Consider the following 16,810-nt stretch of genomic DNA (forward strand, 5'->3'; position numbering starts at 1 on the left):
CCCCCGGTCAATGTCACCCGCAGCATAGGCGGATCATGTGTCGAAATCACGACCGGGCGTGCATCCGCGCACGCAAAAGTTGCATGCCCTGCCGCGCGATGCGGCAGGGGGTCAGTCCATGCGGTCGCCCAGCACGTCCTCGACATAGATGCGGCGGACAAGATGCATGACCACGATCAGCAGCGGCGTGGCCAGGATCACCGCGACCAGCCCGAACAGCGCACCGACCGCGACGATGGCCAGCACGGTCAGGGCCGGGGGCAGCTGGACCGCGTATTTCTGGATCATCGGCATCAGCACCTCGCCCTCGAAGACCTGGATGACGGTGAACAGCAGCGCGACGTAGATGGCCGTATCCAGCCCCTGCGGCGCCGCCACGACCACCGCGATCGCGCCCGAGAAGAACGGCCCGATGATCGGCACGATGTTGGTCAGGCCCGCGATCACCGCCAGGATGAAGGCCAGCGGCACGTCCAGCAGGTAAAGGCCGATCCCGGCCAGCACGGCGACGATGCCCATGTCCAGCGCCTGGCCCGCCATCCAGCGGCCCAGCTGTTCGCCCAGCTCGTCCATGATCTGCGCCGCCCGCGCGCGGCGGGGCAGGGACACCAGGCGCAGGGCGCCGCCGTGATACAGGTCCGCCTCCATCGCGATGTAGAGCGACAGGATCAGCAGCAGGAAGGCCGAGGACAGGCTGCCCAGGACCGAATTCAGGCCGCCCAGGACCATGCCGAACACGTCGGGCAGGCGCTGTGCCAGCTGCATGGCGTTGTCCTCTCCGGCGGCAGCCTCTCCGCGCTGGATCACCGTGTCGGCGACGGGCCACGATGACGCCCAGTCCTGGATGGCCTGCCACGAGCCGGGCAGGGCATCGGCCAGCTGACCGAACTGGTCCCCGACGGACGGTCCGGCCAGCCGCACCAGAAGCGCCAGCACCGCCATCACCCCCAGCAGCACGACCAGCACGCCCAGCTTGACGTTCAGGCCCAGAAGCCGGTTCAGCCCCCGTGCGCCGGCGCGCAGCGCGATGGCGATTAGGATCGCCGCAAAGGACATCAGCAGCAGGTTCGACCAGAACCAGGCCGCCGCCAGCAGCACGGCCAGCGCCAGCGTGGCCACGATGGTGCCGGTGGTCAGGGATCGCCGGGCCGTCGGCGGGGCGGGCGCGGGGGCCGGGGAAAGCTGCGTCATTGGGTCTCCTGCAGAGTGCACCGGGACAAGGCGCCGATGCGGCCGGGGGTTCCGCCCTGCGCGCGCGCCTTGCCGGGGGCGGACAAGCCTGCTAACCGGGCGCGGATTTCCTTTCATGCGGGCCCGGCCCGCGCATCAGACAAGGTGAAGACCATGGCCATCGAACGCACCCTCTCGATCATCAAGCCCGACGCGACCCGCCGCAACTTGACCGGCAAGATCGCCGCCAAGTTCGAGGAGGCCGGCCTGCGCATCGTCGCGTCCAAGCGCATCCACCTGTCGCCCGCCCAGGCCGGCAAGTTCTACGAGGTCCACAAGGACCGTCCCTTCTATGGCGAGCTGGTCGAGTTCATGGCCTCCGAGCCGGTCGTCGTGCAGGTCCTGGAAGGCGAGAACGCCATTGCCAAGAACCGCGAAGTGATGGGCGCCACCAACCCGGCCAACGCCGACGAGGGCACCATCCGCAAGGAATTCGCGCTGTCCATGGGCGAGAACTCGGTCCACGGTTCGGACGCCGCCGACACCGCCAAGGAAGAGATCGCGTTCTTCTTCTCGGGCCTGGAACTGGTCGGCTGATCGGGTCCACCGTCCCTGACGTTTGAAAAGGGGCCCCCGGTGGCCCCTTTTTCTTTGCGCCGCCAACGGCTATGCCCATCTGCAACGCAATGATCACAGGGGGGACCGCCATGCGGGCATTCGTGTTTCCGGGGCAAGGCGCCCAGACCATCGGCATGGGCCGCGAACTGGCCGAAGCCTATCCGGCGGCACGCGCCGTCTTCGACGAGGTGGACGAGGCCTTGGGCGAGAGCCTGTCCGCGCTGATCTGGGAGGGGGACGCCGGCACCCTGACCCTGACGCAGAACGCCCAGCCCGCGCTGATGGCCACGTCGATCGCGGCGTTCCGCGCGATGGAGGCGGAGGGCCTGAGCATCGCGAATGCCGATTTCGTCGCGGGCCATTCACTGGGCGAATATTCGGCGCTGTGCGCGGCCGGGTCGCTGACGCTGGCCGACACCGCGCATCTGCTGCGCCTGCGCGGTCAGGCCATGCAGGAGGCCGTGCCGGTGGGCGTGGGCGCGATGGCCGCGATCCTGGGTCTGGACTTCGAGACCGTCGACCGCATCTGCCGCGAGATCGGGGGCGACGAGGTCGTGCAGGCCGCCAATGACAACGACCCTGCGCAGGTCGTGATCTCGGGGCACAAGGGGGCGGTCGAGGTCGCGGCCGAGGCGATGAAGGCCGCGGGCGCCAAGCGGGCGCTGATGCTGCCGGTGTCCGCGCCGTTCCATTCGGTGCTGATGCAGCCCGCCGCGGCGGTCATGGCCGATGCGCTGGCGGGCGTGGACATCCAGCCCCCCGCCGTGCCCTTGATCGCCAACGTGCGCGCCGAGGCCGTGACCGAGCCCGGCGCCATCCGCCGCCTGCTGGTCGAGCAGGTGACCGGGACCGTGCGCTGGCGCGAGTCGATCGCCACGATGGCCGAGGGCGGCGTCACCGAGTTTTGGGAGATCGGCGCGGGCAAGGCCCTGTCGGGAATGATCAAGCGGATCGCCAAGGACGTGACGGTGCGCAACGTGGGCACTCCTGCCGATGTGGCGGCGCTGAAGGGCTGACCGGCGGACCGGGGCGCCGCCCCGGACCCCGGGGGTATTTGGACAAAAAAGAAGAGGCTTGGGATGTTCGATCTGACGGGAAAGACCGCGCTGGTGACTGGCGCGTCGGGCGGGATCGGCGGCGCGATCGCCGAGGCGCTGCATGGGGCGGGAGCCACGGTTGCGCTGTCCGGGACCCGCGAGGCGCCGCTGCGCGCGCTGGCCGACCGACTGGGCGAGCGGGCGCATGTCGTGACCGCGAACCTGGGCGATGCGGAATCGGTCCTGGCGCTGCCGAAGGCCGCGGCCGAGGCGATGGGGTCGATCGACATCCTGGTCAACAATGCCGGAATCACGCGCGACAACCTGTTCATGCGCATGTCGGATGACGAATGGGCGCAGGTGCTGGACGTGAACCTGACCAGCACCTTCAAGCTGTCGCGCGCGGTGCTGCGCGGCATGATGAAGGCGCGGTGGGGGCGGATCGTCAACATCACCTCGGTCGTGGGGGCCACGGGCAATCCGGGGCAGGGCAACTATGCCGCCGCCAAGGCGGGCGTGGTCGGCATGTCGAAATCGCTGGCCTACGAGGTCGCCAGCCGCGGGATCACGGTGAACTGCGTGGCGCCCGGCTTTATCGAGACGCCGATGACCGACAAGCTGACCGACGACCAGAAGGGCAAGATCCTGACCCAGATCCCCGCCGGCCGCATGGGCAGCGCCGAGGAGATCGCCGCCGCGGTCCTGTACCTGTCCAGCCCCGAGGCCAGCTATGTCACCGGGGCCACGCTGCACGTCAACGGCGGCATGGCGATGGTCTGACCCGGCGTCCGCGGCCGGGATTGCGCGCACGAAACCGTGCGAAATCGGTTGCATGAGGGTTCATGGGTGCTATATCCCCGCCTTTAGCAGCAGGGGAACCGCCCTGTGCTGAACCGGACCGCGTGTCCGTGCAAAACTTGGGCGGATGCCCGCGAGAATGAGGATATGACATGAGCGATATCGCTGATCGCGTGAAGAAGATCGTGGTCGAGCATCTGGGTGTCGACGAGGACAAGGTGGTCGAATCCGCTTCGTTCATCGACGACCTGGGTGCCGACAGCCTCGACACCGTCGAGCTGGTCATGGCGTTCGAGGAAGAGTTCGGGATCGAGATCCCCGACGATGCCGCCGAAACCATCCAGACCGTCGGCGACGCGGTGACCTTCATCAAGGGCGCGGTCTGATCCACGCTTTTGGCCGCGCCCCGGTGCGGCAGGATTTGCGGCGCCCCCAAAAGGGAGGCGCCGTTTTTCATGGCCGGGTGGCGGATCAGCGGCCCAGCTTGGCGTGCACCTCGTCCAGGTCGACCTCGCCCAGGGGCATCTTGTTGTCCGGATCGTCGAAGTCGTAGCGGAACAGCCGGAAGTCGTCCTTGTAGATCTCCCAGATCAGGTGCCGCGACAGGTCGTCGAAATAATCGCTGACCTTATGCGCGCGCTTGGGGCCGTGGCCTTCGGATTCGTTGAACCGGGGCACCTGATCCAGATCGATCGCGACTTTGGTGTCGGCGGCGGCCAGCACCTTTGCCATGCCCTCGTTGAACGCCTCGGTGAAGAAGATCTGGTCGTAGCGCCCGCCGTTCACGATGAAGGTCGAGATGTGGCCCGACATGGCCGACCAGTGGATGTCGGGCTCCATCGGCTTGCGGAACCGGACGGTGTCGCGCGCGAACAGCAGAAAGCGGCGGAAACTGGCGATCTGGTCGAATTCGAAGCCGTTGTCGGGGCTGCCCACGTCGATGCCGTAACGCTGGACCAGCTGCGGGACCAGGTTGCCGCGATAGCGGCGGCCGTTGCGCTGGATGCCCGCGATCTTGTCGAAGAACGACGACAGCAGCCGGGCATAGGGGTTGCGCACGCAGGTGAAAATCACGCCCGAACGCGCCCGGACCGCGCGTTCGATCGGATCGTGGCTGTGGTCCTGGGCCCATTTGTGCAGCCCGTCGGTCGAATCGTGGATGTCCCCGTCGAAGAAGCGGCCGTGGTCGGAATGGAACATGATCTGGCCGATCGTCGAGCAGGCGCATTTCGGCACCACCCGATAGATCAGGCTTTCGCTTTCCGTCATCCAGACACCGGGGAAACCCATCGTGACATCCACTTCGCTTGCGATCAGCGGGTCAGAGGTCCTGGCGTCGGGCCGTCCTGCTTGTCCCACCGACAAAAAAGGTTACACATTCAAACCAAAACCCGCAGACATATTCAACGCCTTACGTCAAACTGCACCTATTTGGCCCCGGGGGACCGTCCAGCGCATGGCACGCATCGCCTTCATCCTGCTGATGCACAAGGACCCGCAGGGTGTGATCGATCAGGCGCGGCGTCTGACGGCGACGGGGGATTACGTGTCGATCCATTTCGACAAGCGTGCCCCGCGGGCGATGTTCCAGCAGATCCGCGATGCGCTGGACGACCATCCCCGCGTGACCTTTGCGGCGCGTCGGCGCAGATGCGGATGGGGGGAATGGTCGCTGGTCGCCGCCACCCTGGAGGCTCTGCGCGCGGCCGAGACGGCGTTTCCCCAGGCCACGCATTTCTACATGCTGTCGGGCGACTGCATGCCGATCAAGTCGGCGGAATTCGCGTACAATTATCTGGATGCCGAAGATTGCGACTACATCGAAAGCTTCGACTTCTTCAACAGCGACTGGATCAAGACCGGCCTGCGCAAGGAGCGGCTGATCTATCGCCACTGGTTCAACGAACGCAGCCACAAGGCGCTGTTCTATGCCAGCCTGCAGCTGCAGCAGCGGCTTGGGCTGACGCGGCGGGTGCCCGACGATCTGCAGGTGATGATCGGGTCGCAATGGTGGTGCCTGCGCCGCCAGACGGTCGAGGCGATCCTGGACCTGATCCGCGCGCGCCCCGAGATCGTGCGCTTCTTCAGCACCACCTGGATCCCGGACGAGACGTTCTTTCAGACCCTGGTGGCCCATGTCGTGCCGCGCCAGCAGATCCGCACCCGCACGCTGACCTTCCTGATCTTCAGCGATTACGGGATGCCGATCAATTTCCACAACGACCATTACGACCTGCTGCTGCGCCAGGATTACCTGTTCGCCCGCAAGATAAGCCCCGAGGCGCAGGAACTGCGCGCCCGCCTTGGCGCGCTGTGGCAGGCCACGGGGCAGGATTTCACCATCTCGGCCGAGGGGCGGCGGCTGTTCAGCTTTCTGACCGGCCGCGGGCGCATCGGGCGCCGCTTTGCCCCGCGGTTCTGGGAGACGGACGGCAGTCTGGGCGCCGAACGCGTGGTCCAGATCGTGGTGGCCAAGAAATGGCACGTCGCCAAGCGGCTGACGGCGGCCATCCGCGCCGCTACGGACATTCCTGCGGTCGATTACGTGTTCAACGAACAGGACGCGCACCTGCCGGACATGGGCGGCGTGGCATCGACCGTGGACAAGCGCGAGCGTCACCGCCGCGCGCTGGTCAAGCTGATGTTCGAGCAGTTCGGCAGCGACCGGCTGGTGTTCTGCGTCGATCCGTCGGCGGTCAGCCTGATCGCCGATTTCGACGCCGACCGGGCGCAGACGCGGGTGCTGTTCGTGGACAGCCGGTTCGACGACGATTACGTCCGCGGTCATATGGGCAGGGTCGGCCTGGTCAGCCCGGACGCCCCGTCCGACATCGTCCACCGCCTGCTGCCCATCGTGCGCAACGACCTGCAGCACGAGGCGGACCGCCTTAGGGAGGCGGGGTTCCGCCATCTGGCGACCATTTCGGAATCCGCGGGGCCCGATCGCAACGCCGCGGCGCTGGCCGCGTTCCTTGGGGTGCCCGAGCCGCAGGCCCGCGCCCTGGCGGAGACGCCGCATCTTTTTGCCGACTGAAGGAAGACATTCATGGCCTATGACGACAGCAACATCTTTGCCCGCATCCTGCGCGGAGAGATCCCCAACGACACCGTGGCCGAGAATGATCACGCCCTGGCGTTCCGTGACATCGCGCCCAAGGCGCCCAGCCATGTCCTGGTGATCCCCAAGGGCCGCTATGTCGCCTTCGACGATTTCGCGGCCAACGCGTCCGAGGCCGAGATCGCGGGCTTCATGCGGCTGTGCGCCCAGGTCTGCGCGCTAGAGGGGGTGGGCCTGGATCGGGGCAACGGGTTCCGCGCCATCACCAATGCAGGCCATGACGGCGTGCAGGAGGTGCCCCATTTCCACCTGCACATCATGGGCGGGTCGATCATGGGGCCGATGATCGGGGCGCGCGGCTGATCTAGTCGCGGGTCAGTTCGACGAAGACGTCCTCCAGGTCGGGCTGTTCGGCGGCGACGTCCAGGATCGGCACGCCCGCGGCGCGCACCGCGTCCAGGATCTGGTCGGCGCGCAGCCGCGACGGGGGATAGGTGATCGCCAGCCGCCCGTCGGGCCGCGTCTCTGGGCGCGCGCCCGCGGGCAGGGGCGGGTGCGGTACCGCGCCGCCCGTGTCCAGCACCAGCGTCTTGCCGTCAGTACGCGACAGCAGGTCCTGGGTCGATTGACGCACCACCACCTGGCCGTGATTGATGATGGCGATCTCGTCGCACATCTGTTCGGCCTCCTCCAGGTAATGGGTGGTCAGGATGATGGTCATGCCCTGTTCGTTCAGGCGGCGGACATTCTTCCACAGCATCTCGCGCAGGGTGATGTCGACGCCCGCGGTGGGTTCGTCCAGGACCAGGATGTGCGGGCGATGGACCAGCGCCTTGGCCAGCAGCAGCCGCCGCTTCATCCCGCCTGACAGGTTCCTGGCATAGGCGTTGGCCTGGTCGGTCAGGCCCACCAGTGCCAGCAGCTCATCGGTCCAGCGTTCGGATTTCGGCACGCCGTAAAGGCCCGCCTGGACCTCCAGGCTGGCGCGGGGAGAAAAGAACGGGTCCATGTTCAGTTCCTGGGGCATGACCCCGATGGCGGCGCGCGACTGGCGCGGGTTCACGTCCTGGTCGAACCCCCAGATGGAAACCTTTCCGGCAGTCTTGTTCACCAGCCCCGCCAGGATGTTGATCATCGTCGACTTGCCCGCGCCGTTGGGGCCCAGAAGGCCGAAGATGCTGCCGGCGCGGATGGTCAGGTCGACACCCTTGAGCGCGTCCTTGGCCGGGGCGTTGCCTTGGGCGGCATAGGTCTTGCGAAGACCGGTGATCTGGATGGCGTCGGGCATGGGATGATCCTTGCAGAGCTTGCGAAGGCAGGCGGCGCTGCGCTAATGGGGTTAGACCAGATGATGCACGCCGCCACAAGAAGGCCAGCCATGACGCAGCACGTGACGCCCGAGACCCCCCTGTCGACCGAAACCGGGCCAGAGGCCACGACCCGCCCCGCCCCCGTGACCGAGGTGGTGACCCGCTGGCGCGTCAGCTGCGACGGCGATGATGCGGCGGGCCTGGGCCATCCGCGCGTCTGGCTGGCGATCAGCCCGGACATGGGGTTTGTCGATTGCGGTTATTGCGACAAGCGCTTTGTGATCGACCGCGATCACGCCCACGACGACCATTGACCCGCTGAGGATCGTCCCGACCCGCGTCGGTTTGCCGCCCCCATCGAGGGGGCCGTCAAACCGGGGCGGCCTTGCCGCCCGGCGCATCCCCGCGGGTCTTGCCCTTGCCCCGGCAGCGGTCCGAGCAGTAGCGGACATTGTCCCAATCGCGTTCCCATTTCTTGCGCCACGCGAAGGGCAGGCCGCAGGCCGCGCAGATCTTGGTCGGCAGGTCGGATTTGCGGCGCATCTTGGGCATGACGGTTTCCTGGGGGCATCGCGCTGGAAGATCGGTCCCGGTCGTGGCACAAGGCGGCCCTGACCAGCAAGGATAGGTGATCATGGGCGAGCGTTTCGGCAAGGGCTGTCATCTGCATCTGATCGACGGATCGGCCTTCATCTTCCGCGCCTATCACGCGCTGCCGCCCCTGACGCGCAAGTCGGACGGGCTGCCGGTGGGCGCGGTCGCGGGGTTCTGCAACATGCTGTGGCGCTATGTGCAGACCGATGACGGGCATACCGCGCCGACCCATGCGGCGGTGATCTTCGATCATTCCTCCAAAACCTTCCGCAACGAGATCTATCCCGCCTACAAGGCGCAGCGCCCCGAACCGCCCGAGGACCTGCGCCCGCAATTCCCGCTGACCCGCGACGCGACCCGCGCCTTCAACATCGCCTGCATCGAGACCGAGGGCTATGAGGCCGACGACATCATCGCGGCCATGGCCTGCGCGGCGCGCAATGCCGGCGGCACGGCCACGATCATCAGCAGCGACAAGGACCTGATGCAGCTGATCGGCGATGGCGTCGACATGCTGGACCCGATCAAGAACAAGCTGATCGGCCCCGACGAGGTCTTCGAGAAGTTCGGCGTCGGTCCCGACCGCGTCGTGGACGTGCAGGCGCTGGCGGGCGATGCGGTCGACAACGTGCCGGGTGCGCCGGGCATCGGCATCAAGACCGCGGCCCTCTTGATCCAGGAATACGGCGATCTGGAGACGCTGCTGTCGCGTGCCGAGGAGATCAAGCAGCCCAAGCGCCGTCAGACCCTGATCGAGCATGCAGACCAGATCCGCGTCAGCAAGCGCCTGGTCCAGCTGGATTGCGACACGCCGCTGGACGTGACGCTGGAATCGCTAGAGGTGAAGGCCCCCGATGCAGACCGCCTGCTGGCCTTCCTGTCCGAGATGGAGTTCCGCACGCTGACGAACCGCGTGGCGGAATCCCTGGGCGCCGAGGCCCCGGCCGTACAGGCGGCCCCCGCCAGCGAGGCGCCCGCGGCCCCTGATCAACCCGCCATCGACACCGGCGGCTATGAGACGGTGACCACGCCCGAGGCGCTGGACGCCTGGATCGCCGCGATCCGCGAGGCGGGGCAGGTCGCCATCGACACGGAAACCACGAGCCTGGACGAGATGCAGGCCGATCTGGTCGGCATCAGCCTGGCGGTCGCGCCGGGGCGGGCGTGTTACATCCCCCTGGGCCATGTCGCGGGGGGCGACGACCTGTTCGGCCAGTCCGCGCGGGTGGCGGGGCAGCTGGACCCCGCCGCCGTGCTGGCCGCGCTGAAGCCGGTGCTGGAGGATGCCGCGATCCTGAAGATCGGGCAGAACCTGAAATACGACTGGAAGATGCTGGCCCGCCACGGGGTCCAGATGGCCCCGATCGCCGACACGATGCTGATGTCCTATGCGCTGAACGCGGGCACGCACAATCACGGCATGGACGAGCTGGCCGAACGCTATCTGGGCCACAAGTGCATCCCCATCAAGGAGCTGATCGGTTCAGGCAAGAGCCAGATCCATTTCGGCCAGGTCGCCATCGACAAGGCCGCGCCCTATGCGGCGGAGGATGCTGATGTCACGCTGCGCCTGTTCCAGCATTTCGCGCCGATGCTGCCGGTGGAGAAGGTCTCGACCGTCTATCACACGCTGGAACGCCCGATGATTCCGGTCCTGGCCCAGATGGAGATGGCGGGCATCCGCATCGACACCGACGTGCTGAAGCGCATGTCGAACGCATTCGCGCAGAAGATGGCCGGGCTGGAGGATGAGATCCACGGGCTGGCGGGGCAGAGCTTCAACATCGGCAGCCCCAAGCAGCTGGCCGAGATCCTGTTCGACAAGATGGGACTGAGCGGCGGCAAGCAGGGCAAGACCGGGGCATTTTCCACCAGCGCCGACGTGCTGGAGGATCTGGCCGCCGAAGGCCACGACCTGCCCGCGCGGGTGCTGGACTGGCGCCAGATCAGCAAGCTGAAATCGACCTATACCGACGCGCTGCCCACCTATGTGAATGCCGAGACGGGGCGGGTCCATACCAGCTATTCGATCACCGGGGCGCAGACGGGGCGGCTGTCCTCGACCGAGCCGAACCTGCAGAACATCCCGATCCGGACCGAGGAGGGCCGCCGCATCCGCCAGGCCTTCATCGCACCCGAGGGGTTCAGGCTGGTGGCTCTGGACTATAGCCAGATCGAGCTGCGGATCCTGGCGCATGTGGCCGACATCCCGGCGCTGAAGCAAGCCTTCCGCGAGGGGATCGACATCCACGCCATGACCGCCAGCCAGATGTTCGGCGTCCCGGTCGAGGGGATGGACCCCATGATCCGCAGGCGCGCCAAGGCGATCAATTTCGGCGTGATCTACGGCATCTCGGGGTTCGGGCTGTCCAGGAACCTGCGCATCCCGCGGGCCGAGGCGCAGAGCTTCATCGACACCTATTTCGAACGCTTCCCCGAAATCCGCGCCTATATGGACAAGACCGTCGCCGACGCGAAGCAGGACGGATACGTCACAACGCTGTTCGGGCGGCGGATCAACACGCCGGGCATCAACACCTCAGGGCCTGCTGCCGGGGGCGCGCGGCGCGCGGCCATCAACGCGCCGATCCAGGGGGCTGCGGCCGACATCATCCGCCGCGCGATGATCCGCATGCCCGACGCGATCCGCGACCTGCCTGCGCGAATGCTGCTGCAGGTGCATGACGAACTGGTCTTCGAGGTGCGCGAGGATGCGGTGGACGACCTGATCGCCCGCGCCCGGACCATCATGGAGGCTGCGCCCGAACCGTCGGTGCGCCTGTCGGTGCCCCTGGTCGTGGATGCGGGGCAGGGGATGAACTGGGCCGAGGCGCACTGACACCACACCTCGCTCCTGCCGGCGCTTTGTGGCGGGCGAACGATTCGGTTCGCCTGTCGTTGCGCCGCGCACCCCATGGGCCTATCTTGGGGTCACCATGCGCCCCCCCGTTCCGACCCAGGTTCAACCGTCAAGCCCCCTGCAAGGCGGTGCGCGCTGCGGCGACTGCCCCATCCGCTATCGCGCCGTCTGTGCGCAATGCGAGGGCGACGAGCTGGCCCTGCTGGAACGGATGAAGTTCTATCGCAGCTTCGAGGCCGGCCAGCCGATCGTCTGGGAGGGCGACCGGATGGATTTCGTGGCCTCGGTCGTCAGCGGGGTGGCGACGCTGACCCGGACGCTGGAGGACGGGCGCGCCCAGATGGTGGGCCTGCTGCTGCCCAGCGATTTCCTGGGCCGGCCGGGGCGCGACACGGCCGCCTACAACGCCACCGCCGCGACGGGGCTGGTGCTGTGCTGTTTCCGGCGCGGGCCGTTCGACCAGTTGATGCAGCGCATCCCGCATCTGGCGCATCGCCTGCTGGAGATGACCCTGGACGAGCTGGACGCGGCGCGCGAATGGATGCTGCTTCTGGGCCGCAAGACGGCACGCGAGAAGATCGCCTCGTTCATCGCCATCATCGCGCGGCGGCAGGCGGCCTCGCAGAAGCGCCGCCCGGCGGGCCGCATCGTGCTGGAGCTGCCTTTGACGCGCGAGGCGATGGCCGCCTATCTGGGCCTGACCATCGAGACGGTCAGCCGCCAGATGACCGCCCTGCGCCGCGACGGCATCATCGAGATCGTGGGCAAGCGTGGCGTCACCCTGACCGATTACGCCCGGCTGATCGCCGAATCGGGCGGGACGGGCGACGACGGGGCGACCGCCTGAGGGCGGCGCTTTTCATCGCGTGCTCGCTCTGCTAAGCGGCAGCTTCCCGGTCGCAGCCTACCCGGGTCACAAAAACAAGGGTTCAAACATGCACACTGCACTTGTCTGCTCGGGCGGGCTGGATTCCGTCTCGCTTGCCCATGTCCTTGCGTCCCAGGGGCGCCTGTCGCGCATCGTCAGCTTTGATTACGGCCAGCGCCATCGCAAGGAGCTGGATTTTGCCGGCGCCTGCGCCCTGCGGCTGGGCGTGCCGTTCCACCTGGTCGACCTGTCGGGACTGGGCGCGGCGCTGTCGGGATCGGCGCTGACCGACGATCTGGCCGTGCCCGACGGCCATTACGCCGAAGAGACGATGCGCGTGACGGTGGTTCCCAACCGCAACGCGATCATGCTGACCGTGGCCTTCGGCATCGCTGCCGCCAATGGCGATGCGGCGGTGGCGGCCGCGGTCCACGGGGGCGATCACTTCATCTATCCCGATTGCCGGCCCGGTTTCACGGACGCCTTCGCCGCCATGCAGCGCGCGGCGCTGGAGGGGTATGCCGATGTCGTGCTGGACGTGCCCTTCGTTCACCGCACCAAGGCCGACATCGTAACGGCGGGCGCTGCCGCGGGCACGCCCTTTGCGCAGACCTGGTCCTGCTACAAGGGCGGGGCGCGCCATTGCGGACGCTGCGGCACCTGCGTGGAGCGGCGCGAGGCGTTCCACCTGGCGGGCGTGGCCGATCCGACCGACTACGACGATGCCGATTTCTGGCAGGCGGCGGTGGCCGCCCATGCCGCGGGGGGCGCGTGATGTTCCGCATCAGCAAGGAGTTCCATTTCAGCGCGTCGCACCGCCTGGACCATCTGGCGCCCGATCATCAATGCGCGCGGCTGCACGGGCACAACTATATCGTCGTGGTCGAATTGGCGGCGCCGGATCTGAATGCCGACGGCTTCGTGCGCGATTACCACGAACTGGCGGCGCTGAAGGCCTATGTCGACGGGACGTTCGACCACCGGCATCTGAACGAAGTGCTGGACGTGCCCTCGACCGCCGAGAACCTGGCGCGGCATTTCTTCGACTGGTGCCGGGCACGCTGGCCCGAGACCAGCGCCGTCAAGGTCAGCGAGACGCCCAAGACCTGGGCCGAGTACCGGCCATGAAACCCCTGCGCATCGCGGAAATCTTTGGCCCCACCATCCAGGGGGAGGGCGCCCTGATCGGACAGCCCACGGTCTTTGTCCGGGCAGGGGGGTGCGATTACCGCTGTTCGTGGTGCGATTCGATGCATGCGGTCGACAGCGCCTTTCGCGATAGCTGGGCCGCGATGCAGACCGCCGAGGTCTGGGCGCAGGTGCGCGCGCTGTCGGGCGGGCGGCCGCTGACGGTATCCATTTCCGGCGGCAATCCGGCCATCCAGGACTTTGGGCCGCTGATCGCGACGGGCCGGGCCGAGGGCTACGGCTTCGCGCTGGAGACGCAGGGATCGGTGGCGCGCGACTGGTTCGCGGACCTGACGCTGCTGGTGTTGAGCCCCAAGCCGCCCTCCAGCGGCGAGACGCCCGACCCGGCGGCCTTCGAGGCCTGTCTGGCGGCGGCGCAGGGCACGCGGACGGTGCTGAAGATCGTCGTCTTCGACGATGCCGATTATGCCTGGGCGCGCGATTGGGCGGGGCGGTATCCGGATCTGGACCTGGTTTTGCAGCCGGGGAACCCGGAGGTGGACCCGGACGTGCCCGTCGCGGCGCAGGATGTCGCGGACCGGCTGCTATGGCTGGTCGACAAGGTGATGGCGGACGGCTGGTTCCGACCCCGTCTGCTGCCGCAGCTGCATGTCCTGCTGTGGGGCAACCGGCGCGGCGTCTGAGTTGCGTTCCGCGACGGCGGGGGGACTGGCCGTCCCCCCGCACCCCCCTGCGCGCATCCCCGCAAGGCGGCGTACGTCTTCAACGCGCCAGGAAGACCGGCACGCGCGCCTGTTCCAGCATGTTGCGCGTCGCACCGCCCAGGATCGCCTCGCGCAGGCGGGAATGGCCATAGGCGCCCATCACCACCATGTTGGCATCGACCTCTATCGCGCGGCGGTTGATCTCGTCGCTGATGCGGGGGGCGGTGCGGGCCAGCACCGCGATCTGGGCGTGGACGCCGTGCCGCGTCAGCATCTGCGTCAGCGCCCCCCCCGGATCGGAGCGTTCCGGCCCGCTGCTGCGCGGATCGATGCAGGTGACCTCGACCATCTCGGCGGCGCGCAGCAGGGGCAGGGCGCGGCGGATGGCGGCCAGGGCCTCGGCGGACTGGTTCCAGGCGATCAGGATGCGGCGCGGCGCGGCAACCGGCTCGCAGCCCTGCGGCAGGACCAGGACGGGGCAGGCCCCCTCGAACAGCGCGGCCTCGGTGATCAGTTCGGCGTCGCCGGGCTGGCCCTTGGCATAGGGGCTGGCCAGGATCGCCAGGTCCGAGAACCGCGCCCGCAGGCCCACCAGCGATGCGATGCCCAGGGACTGGGTCACCGCGGCCTCGCAGGACCAGCGCAGGTCGTGGGACGCGGCCATGCGGTCGCGCACCTTGCGGTCCAGCGCATTGGCATCGGTCAGCGCGCTGTCGATCGCCTCCTGCCATCCATAGGATGTGCCGCCGGGAAAGAAGTACCCGGCCTGGCTGTGGTCTATGCCCAGGCAGAGGATATCCAGATGCGCGTCATGCGCCGCGGCAAGCGCCGCGGCATCGTCCAGCTGCGGCACCTGGAACGGGTGGCTGAGGACTGTCAGGATCGTCTTGTAGGCCATGATCGCCTCCTGTTGCGGATAAGCCATCGTAGCGGTGCGGAGCGGGCGGCGCCTTGATCCTGATCAAACCCCGCGCGATGCGCAGCAGCGAAGGGACGCCGTCAATCGTGCCGCGGGGATCCATCAGGACGCTTGTCACGGCCGCGCGTTGGCTCTGGTAGCGCGCCGGCCCTGGTCGCGGGCGATGCGGGGCGCAGCGCTGGCAGCACTGGAGGGGCGATGCAGGAGTGCCGCGTCATCACGGATCCTGCCGTTCCGACGACGGTGGCGGCATGGGCACAGACCTGCCGCCTGGTTCATGACCCCGGTCCAGGGCCGTTCCGCATGTCGCATGTGGCGGCAGGCCGGTCCGGACCCGGCGGATGACCCGGTCACAGACCCGAACGGGCCGCCCCGCCGCCGGGCTATGCGACCAGTTCGCCGTGCAGCGAGTTGCGCTGGCTGCCGATGATGCGCACGGGGCGCAGGTCACCGACCTGGACGCGGTCGGTGTCGACGAAGACGGAATGCAGATAGTCGGACTTGCCGATCATCTGGCCCGCCTCGCGGCCCGCCTTCTCGAACAGCACGTTGACGGTGCGACCGATCATGCCGTCCTGGACCGCATGCTGCTGACGGGTCAGCAGGGCTTGCAACTCCTGCAGGCGGGCGTCGGCCACGGCGGCGTCGACCTCGGGGCGGTCATAGGCGGGGGTGCCCGGACGCGGCGAATACTTGAAGCTGTAGGCCATGCCGAAGCCCACCTGTTCGATCAGGCGCAGGGTGTCGGCGTGATCCTGGTCCGTCTCTCCGGGAAAGCCGACGATGAAGTCGCTGGTCAGCAGGATGTCGGGACGCGCCGCGCGGATGCGGTCGATCAGGCGCAGATATTGGTCCGACGTGTGCTTTCGGTTCATCGCCTTGAGGATGCGGTCGCTGCCCGACTGCACGGGCAGGTGCAGATAGGGCATCAGGTGGGGCACGTCGCGATGCGCCTCGATCAGGTCATCTGCCATGTCGTTGGGATGGCTGGTGGTATAGCGGATCCGCAGCAGCCCGTCGATCTCGCCCAGGGCGCGGATCAGGGCGCCGAAACCGCCCGGGCCCCCATGCCAGCCGTTGACGTTCTGGCCCAGCAGGGTGATCTCGCGCACGCCGCGTCCGACCAGGTCGCGGGCCTCGGCCAGGATGCGTTCGGCGGGGCGGCTGACCTCGGCGCCGCGGGTATAGGGCACCACGCAGAAGGCGCAGAACTTGTCGCAGCCCTCCTGCACGGTCAGGAAGGCCGCGGGCGCGCGCCGCGTTGCGCGGGGGGCGGGCAGGTGGTCGAACTTGTCTTCTTCGGGGAAATCGGTGTCGATGGCGGGCGCCTCGCCGCGCACCATGGCGGGCAGGCGGTGATAGGTCTGCGGCCCGACGACCAGATCAACCAGCGGCATCCGGCGGATGATCTCGGCCCCCTCGGCCTGGGCCACGCAGCCCGCGACACCGACCTTCAGGTCGGGGCGCGCGGCCTTCAGGGGCTTCAGCCGGCCCAGGTCGCTATACAGCTTCTCGGCCGCCTTCTCGCGGATGTGGCAGGTGTTCAGCAGGACCATGTCGGCGTCCGACTGATCCTCGGTCAGGACATAGCCCTCGGCGCCCATCGCCTCGGCCATGCGCTGGCTGTCATAGACGTTCATCTGGCACCCGTAGGTCTTGATGAACAGTTTCTTCGCGGCCGGGTTATGGGCGGTCATGTCATGCCTGTTCCTGAAGGTCGCGCAG

General features: G+C 67.7%; 18 protein-coding genes. 12 read left to right on the forward strand and 6 right to left on the reverse strand.

The window, feature by feature from the left end; genetic code table 11:
- Positions 1-111: 111 nt before the first annotated feature.
- On the reverse strand, positions 112-1,191 hold the full coding sequence (locus EOJ32_RS04975) for an AI-2E family transporter (protein ID WP_164871396.1): 1,080 nt from the start codon (positions 1,189-1,191) through the stop codon (positions 112-114).
- Positions 1,192-1,344: 153 nt separating this feature from the next.
- Between EOJ32_RS04975 and ndk the strand changes: the two genes are divergently transcribed.
- The 4 genes from ndk (at position 1,345) to EOJ32_RS04995 (ending at position 4,009) form a co-directional block, all read left to right on the forward strand.
- Positions 1,345-1,767, forward strand: coding sequence for a nucleoside-diphosphate kinase (gene ndk, locus EOJ32_RS04980; RefSeq protein WP_045981761.1), 423 nt, complete (start codon positions 1,345-1,347; stop codon positions 1,765-1,767).
- A 110-nt stretch (positions 1,768-1,877) separates the two neighbouring features.
- Positions 1,878-2,804 (forward strand): ACP S-malonyltransferase, encoded by a 927-nt coding sequence (gene fabD / locus EOJ32_RS04985; RefSeq protein WP_127897889.1) that lies wholly within the window; start codon positions 1,878-1,880, stop codon positions 2,802-2,804.
- Between the two features lie 63 nt (positions 2,805-2,867).
- Positions 2,868-3,605, forward strand: coding sequence for a 3-oxoacyl-ACP reductase FabG (gene fabG, locus EOJ32_RS04990; protein ID WP_127897890.1), 738 nt, complete (start codon positions 2,868-2,870; stop codon positions 3,603-3,605).
- Positions 3,606-3,775: 170 nt separating this feature from the next.
- On the forward strand, positions 3,776-4,009 hold the full coding sequence (locus EOJ32_RS04995; protein WP_042251881.1) for an acyl carrier protein: 234 nt from the start codon (positions 3,776-3,778) through the stop codon (positions 4,007-4,009).
- Between the two features lie 85 nt (positions 4,010-4,094).
- On the opposite strand, the gene EOJ32_RS05000 is transcribed toward EOJ32_RS04995, so the two are convergent.
- The gene (locus tag EOJ32_RS05000; RefSeq protein ID WP_127897891.1) at positions 4,095-4,913 is read right to left on the reverse strand and encodes a sulfotransferase family protein; all 819 of its coding nucleotides are present in this window, start codon (positions 4,911-4,913) and stop codon (positions 4,095-4,097) included.
- Positions 4,914-5,079: 166 nt separating this feature from the next.
- On the opposite strand from EOJ32_RS05000, the gene EOJ32_RS05005 reads away from it, so the two are divergent.
- Both EOJ32_RS05005 and EOJ32_RS05010 read left to right on the forward strand, forming a co-directional pair.
- Complete coding sequence (locus EOJ32_RS05005; protein ID WP_045981764.1) at positions 5,080-6,657, forward strand: DUF5928 domain-containing protein; 1,578 nt, start codon at positions 5,080-5,082, stop codon at positions 6,655-6,657.
- A 12-nt stretch (positions 6,658-6,669) separates the two neighbouring features.
- The gene (locus tag EOJ32_RS05010; RefSeq protein WP_045981765.1) at positions 6,670-7,044 is read left to right on the forward strand and encodes an HIT domain-containing protein; all 375 of its coding nucleotides are present in this window, start codon (positions 6,670-6,672) and stop codon (positions 7,042-7,044) included.
- Position 7,045: 1 nt separating this feature from the next.
- On the opposite strand, the gene EOJ32_RS05015 is transcribed toward EOJ32_RS05010, so the two are convergent.
- Positions 7,046-7,969: an ABC transporter ATP-binding protein gene (locus EOJ32_RS05015; protein WP_045981766.1), complete on the reverse strand. Its 924-nt coding sequence runs from the start codon at positions 7,967-7,969 to the stop codon at positions 7,046-7,048.
- 90 nt (positions 7,970-8,059) lie between these two features.
- On the opposite strand from EOJ32_RS05015, the gene EOJ32_RS05020 reads away from it, so the two are divergent.
- Positions 8,060-8,305, forward strand: a complete 246-nt coding sequence (locus EOJ32_RS05020; protein ID WP_045981767.1) for a zinc-finger domain-containing protein — start codon at positions 8,060-8,062, stop codon at positions 8,303-8,305.
- A gap of 55 nt (positions 8,306-8,360) precedes the next feature.
- On the opposite strand, the gene EOJ32_RS05025 is transcribed toward EOJ32_RS05020, so the two are convergent.
- A complete protein-coding gene (locus tag EOJ32_RS05025) occupies positions 8,361-8,543 on the reverse strand; it encodes a DUF2256 domain-containing protein (protein ID WP_045981768.1) in 183 nt (60 codons plus the stop codon).
- 82 nt (positions 8,544-8,625) lie between these two features.
- On the opposite strand from EOJ32_RS05025, the gene polA reads away from it, so the two are divergent.
- The 5 genes from polA (at position 8,626) to queE (ending at position 14,145) form a co-directional block, all read left to right on the forward strand.
- Positions 8,626-11,424, forward strand: a complete 2,799-nt coding sequence (gene polA, locus EOJ32_RS05030; RefSeq protein ID WP_127897892.1) for a DNA polymerase I — start codon at positions 8,626-8,628, stop codon at positions 11,422-11,424.
- 97 nt (positions 11,425-11,521) lie between these two features.
- The gene (fnrL, locus tag EOJ32_RS05035) at positions 11,522-12,292 is read left to right on the forward strand and encodes a transcriptional regulator FnrL (protein ID WP_127897893.1); all 771 of its coding nucleotides are present in this window, start codon (positions 11,522-11,524) and stop codon (positions 12,290-12,292) included.
- Between the two features lie 88 nt (positions 12,293-12,380).
- A complete protein-coding gene (queC, locus tag EOJ32_RS05040) occupies positions 12,381-13,088 on the forward strand; it encodes a 7-cyano-7-deazaguanine synthase QueC (RefSeq protein ID WP_127897894.1) in 708 nt (235 codons plus the stop codon).
- Positions 13,088-13,441 carry a 6-carboxytetrahydropterin synthase QueD gene (gene queD, locus EOJ32_RS05045; protein ID WP_127897895.1) on the forward strand — a complete coding sequence of 118 codons (354 nt, stop codon included), beginning with the start codon at positions 13,088-13,090 and terminating at the stop codon, positions 13,439-13,441. Before queC ends, queD begins: the two co-directional genes overlap by 1 nt.
- Positions 13,438-14,145 (forward strand): 7-carboxy-7-deazaguanine synthase QueE, encoded by a 708-nt coding sequence (queE, locus tag EOJ32_RS05050; protein WP_127897896.1) that lies wholly within the window; start codon positions 13,438-13,440, stop codon positions 14,143-14,145. Before queD ends, queE begins: the two co-directional genes overlap by 4 nt.
- A gap of 79 nt (positions 14,146-14,224) precedes the next feature.
- On the opposite strand, the gene EOJ32_RS05055 is transcribed toward queE, so the two are convergent.
- Together EOJ32_RS05055 and miaB are read right to left on the reverse strand one after the other, a co-directional pair.
- Positions 14,225-15,064: a universal stress protein gene (locus EOJ32_RS05055; RefSeq protein ID WP_127897897.1), complete on the reverse strand. Its 840-nt coding sequence runs from the start codon at positions 15,062-15,064 to the stop codon at positions 14,225-14,227.
- Between the two features lie 404 nt (positions 15,065-15,468).
- Complete coding sequence (gene miaB / locus EOJ32_RS05060) at positions 15,469-16,782, reverse strand: tRNA (N6-isopentenyl adenosine(37)-C2)-methylthiotransferase MiaB (RefSeq protein ID WP_127897898.1); 1,314 nt, start codon at positions 16,780-16,782, stop codon at positions 15,469-15,471.
- Between the last annotated feature and the right edge of the window lie 28 nt (positions 16,783-16,810).

Origin of the sequence: Paracoccus sp. Arc7-R13, from assembly GCF_004010775.1 — a bacterium.
Lineage (GTDB): Bacteria > Pseudomonadota > Alphaproteobacteria > Rhodobacterales > Rhodobacteraceae > Paracoccus > Paracoccus marcusii.

Excerpts from the sequence above, each read along its gene's own strand:
- EOJ32_RS04975 (WP_164871396.1), bottom strand. The coding sequence starts at position 1,191 with ATGACGCAGCTTTCCCCGGCCCCCGCGCCCGCCCCGCCGACGGCCCGG.
- ndk (WP_045981761.1), top strand. The coding sequence starts at position 1,345 with ATGGCCATCGAACGCACCCTCTCGATCATCAAGCCCGACGCGACCCGC.
- fabD (WP_127897889.1), top strand. The coding sequence starts at position 1,878 with ATGCGGGCATTCGTGTTTCCGGGGCAAGGCGCCCAGACCATCGGCATG.
- fabG (WP_127897890.1), top strand. The coding sequence starts at position 2,868 with ATGTTCGATCTGACGGGAAAGACCGCGCTGGTGACTGGCGCGTCGGGC.
- EOJ32_RS04995 (WP_042251881.1), top strand. The coding sequence starts at position 3,776 with ATGAGCGATATCGCTGATCGCGTGAAGAAGATCGTGGTCGAGCATCTG.
- EOJ32_RS05000 (WP_127897891.1), bottom strand. The coding sequence starts at position 4,913 with ATGGGTTTCCCCGGTGTCTGGATGACGGAAAGCGAAAGCCTGATCTAT.
- EOJ32_RS05005 (WP_045981764.1), top strand. The coding sequence starts at position 5,080 with ATGGCACGCATCGCCTTCATCCTGCTGATGCACAAGGACCCGCAGGGT.
- EOJ32_RS05010 (WP_045981765.1), top strand. The coding sequence starts at position 6,670 with ATGGCCTATGACGACAGCAACATCTTTGCCCGCATCCTGCGCGGAGAG.
- EOJ32_RS05015 (WP_045981766.1), bottom strand. The coding sequence starts at position 7,969 with ATGCCCGACGCCATCCAGATCACCGGTCTTCGCAAGACCTATGCCGCC.
- EOJ32_RS05020 (WP_045981767.1), top strand. The coding sequence starts at position 8,060 with ATGACGCAGCACGTGACGCCCGAGACCCCCCTGTCGACCGAAACCGGG.
- EOJ32_RS05025 (WP_045981768.1), bottom strand. The coding sequence starts at position 8,543 with ATGCCCAAGATGCGCCGCAAATCCGACCTGCCGACCAAGATCTGCGCG.
- polA (WP_127897892.1), top strand. The coding sequence starts at position 8,626 with ATGGGCGAGCGTTTCGGCAAGGGCTGTCATCTGCATCTGATCGACGGA.
- fnrL (WP_127897893.1), top strand. The coding sequence starts at position 11,522 with ATGCGCCCCCCCGTTCCGACCCAGGTTCAACCGTCAAGCCCCCTGCAA.
- queC (WP_127897894.1), top strand. The coding sequence starts at position 12,381 with ATGCACACTGCACTTGTCTGCTCGGGCGGGCTGGATTCCGTCTCGCTT.
- queD (WP_127897895.1), top strand. The coding sequence starts at position 13,088 with ATGTTCCGCATCAGCAAGGAGTTCCATTTCAGCGCGTCGCACCGCCTG.
- queE (WP_127897896.1), top strand. The coding sequence starts at position 13,438 with ATGAAACCCCTGCGCATCGCGGAAATCTTTGGCCCCACCATCCAGGGG.
- EOJ32_RS05055 (WP_127897897.1), bottom strand. The coding sequence starts at position 15,064 with ATGGCCTACAAGACGATCCTGACAGTCCTCAGCCACCCGTTCCAGGTG.
- miaB (WP_127897898.1), bottom strand. The coding sequence starts at position 16,782 with ATGACCGCCCATAACCCGGCCGCGAAGAAACTGTTCATCAAGACCTAC.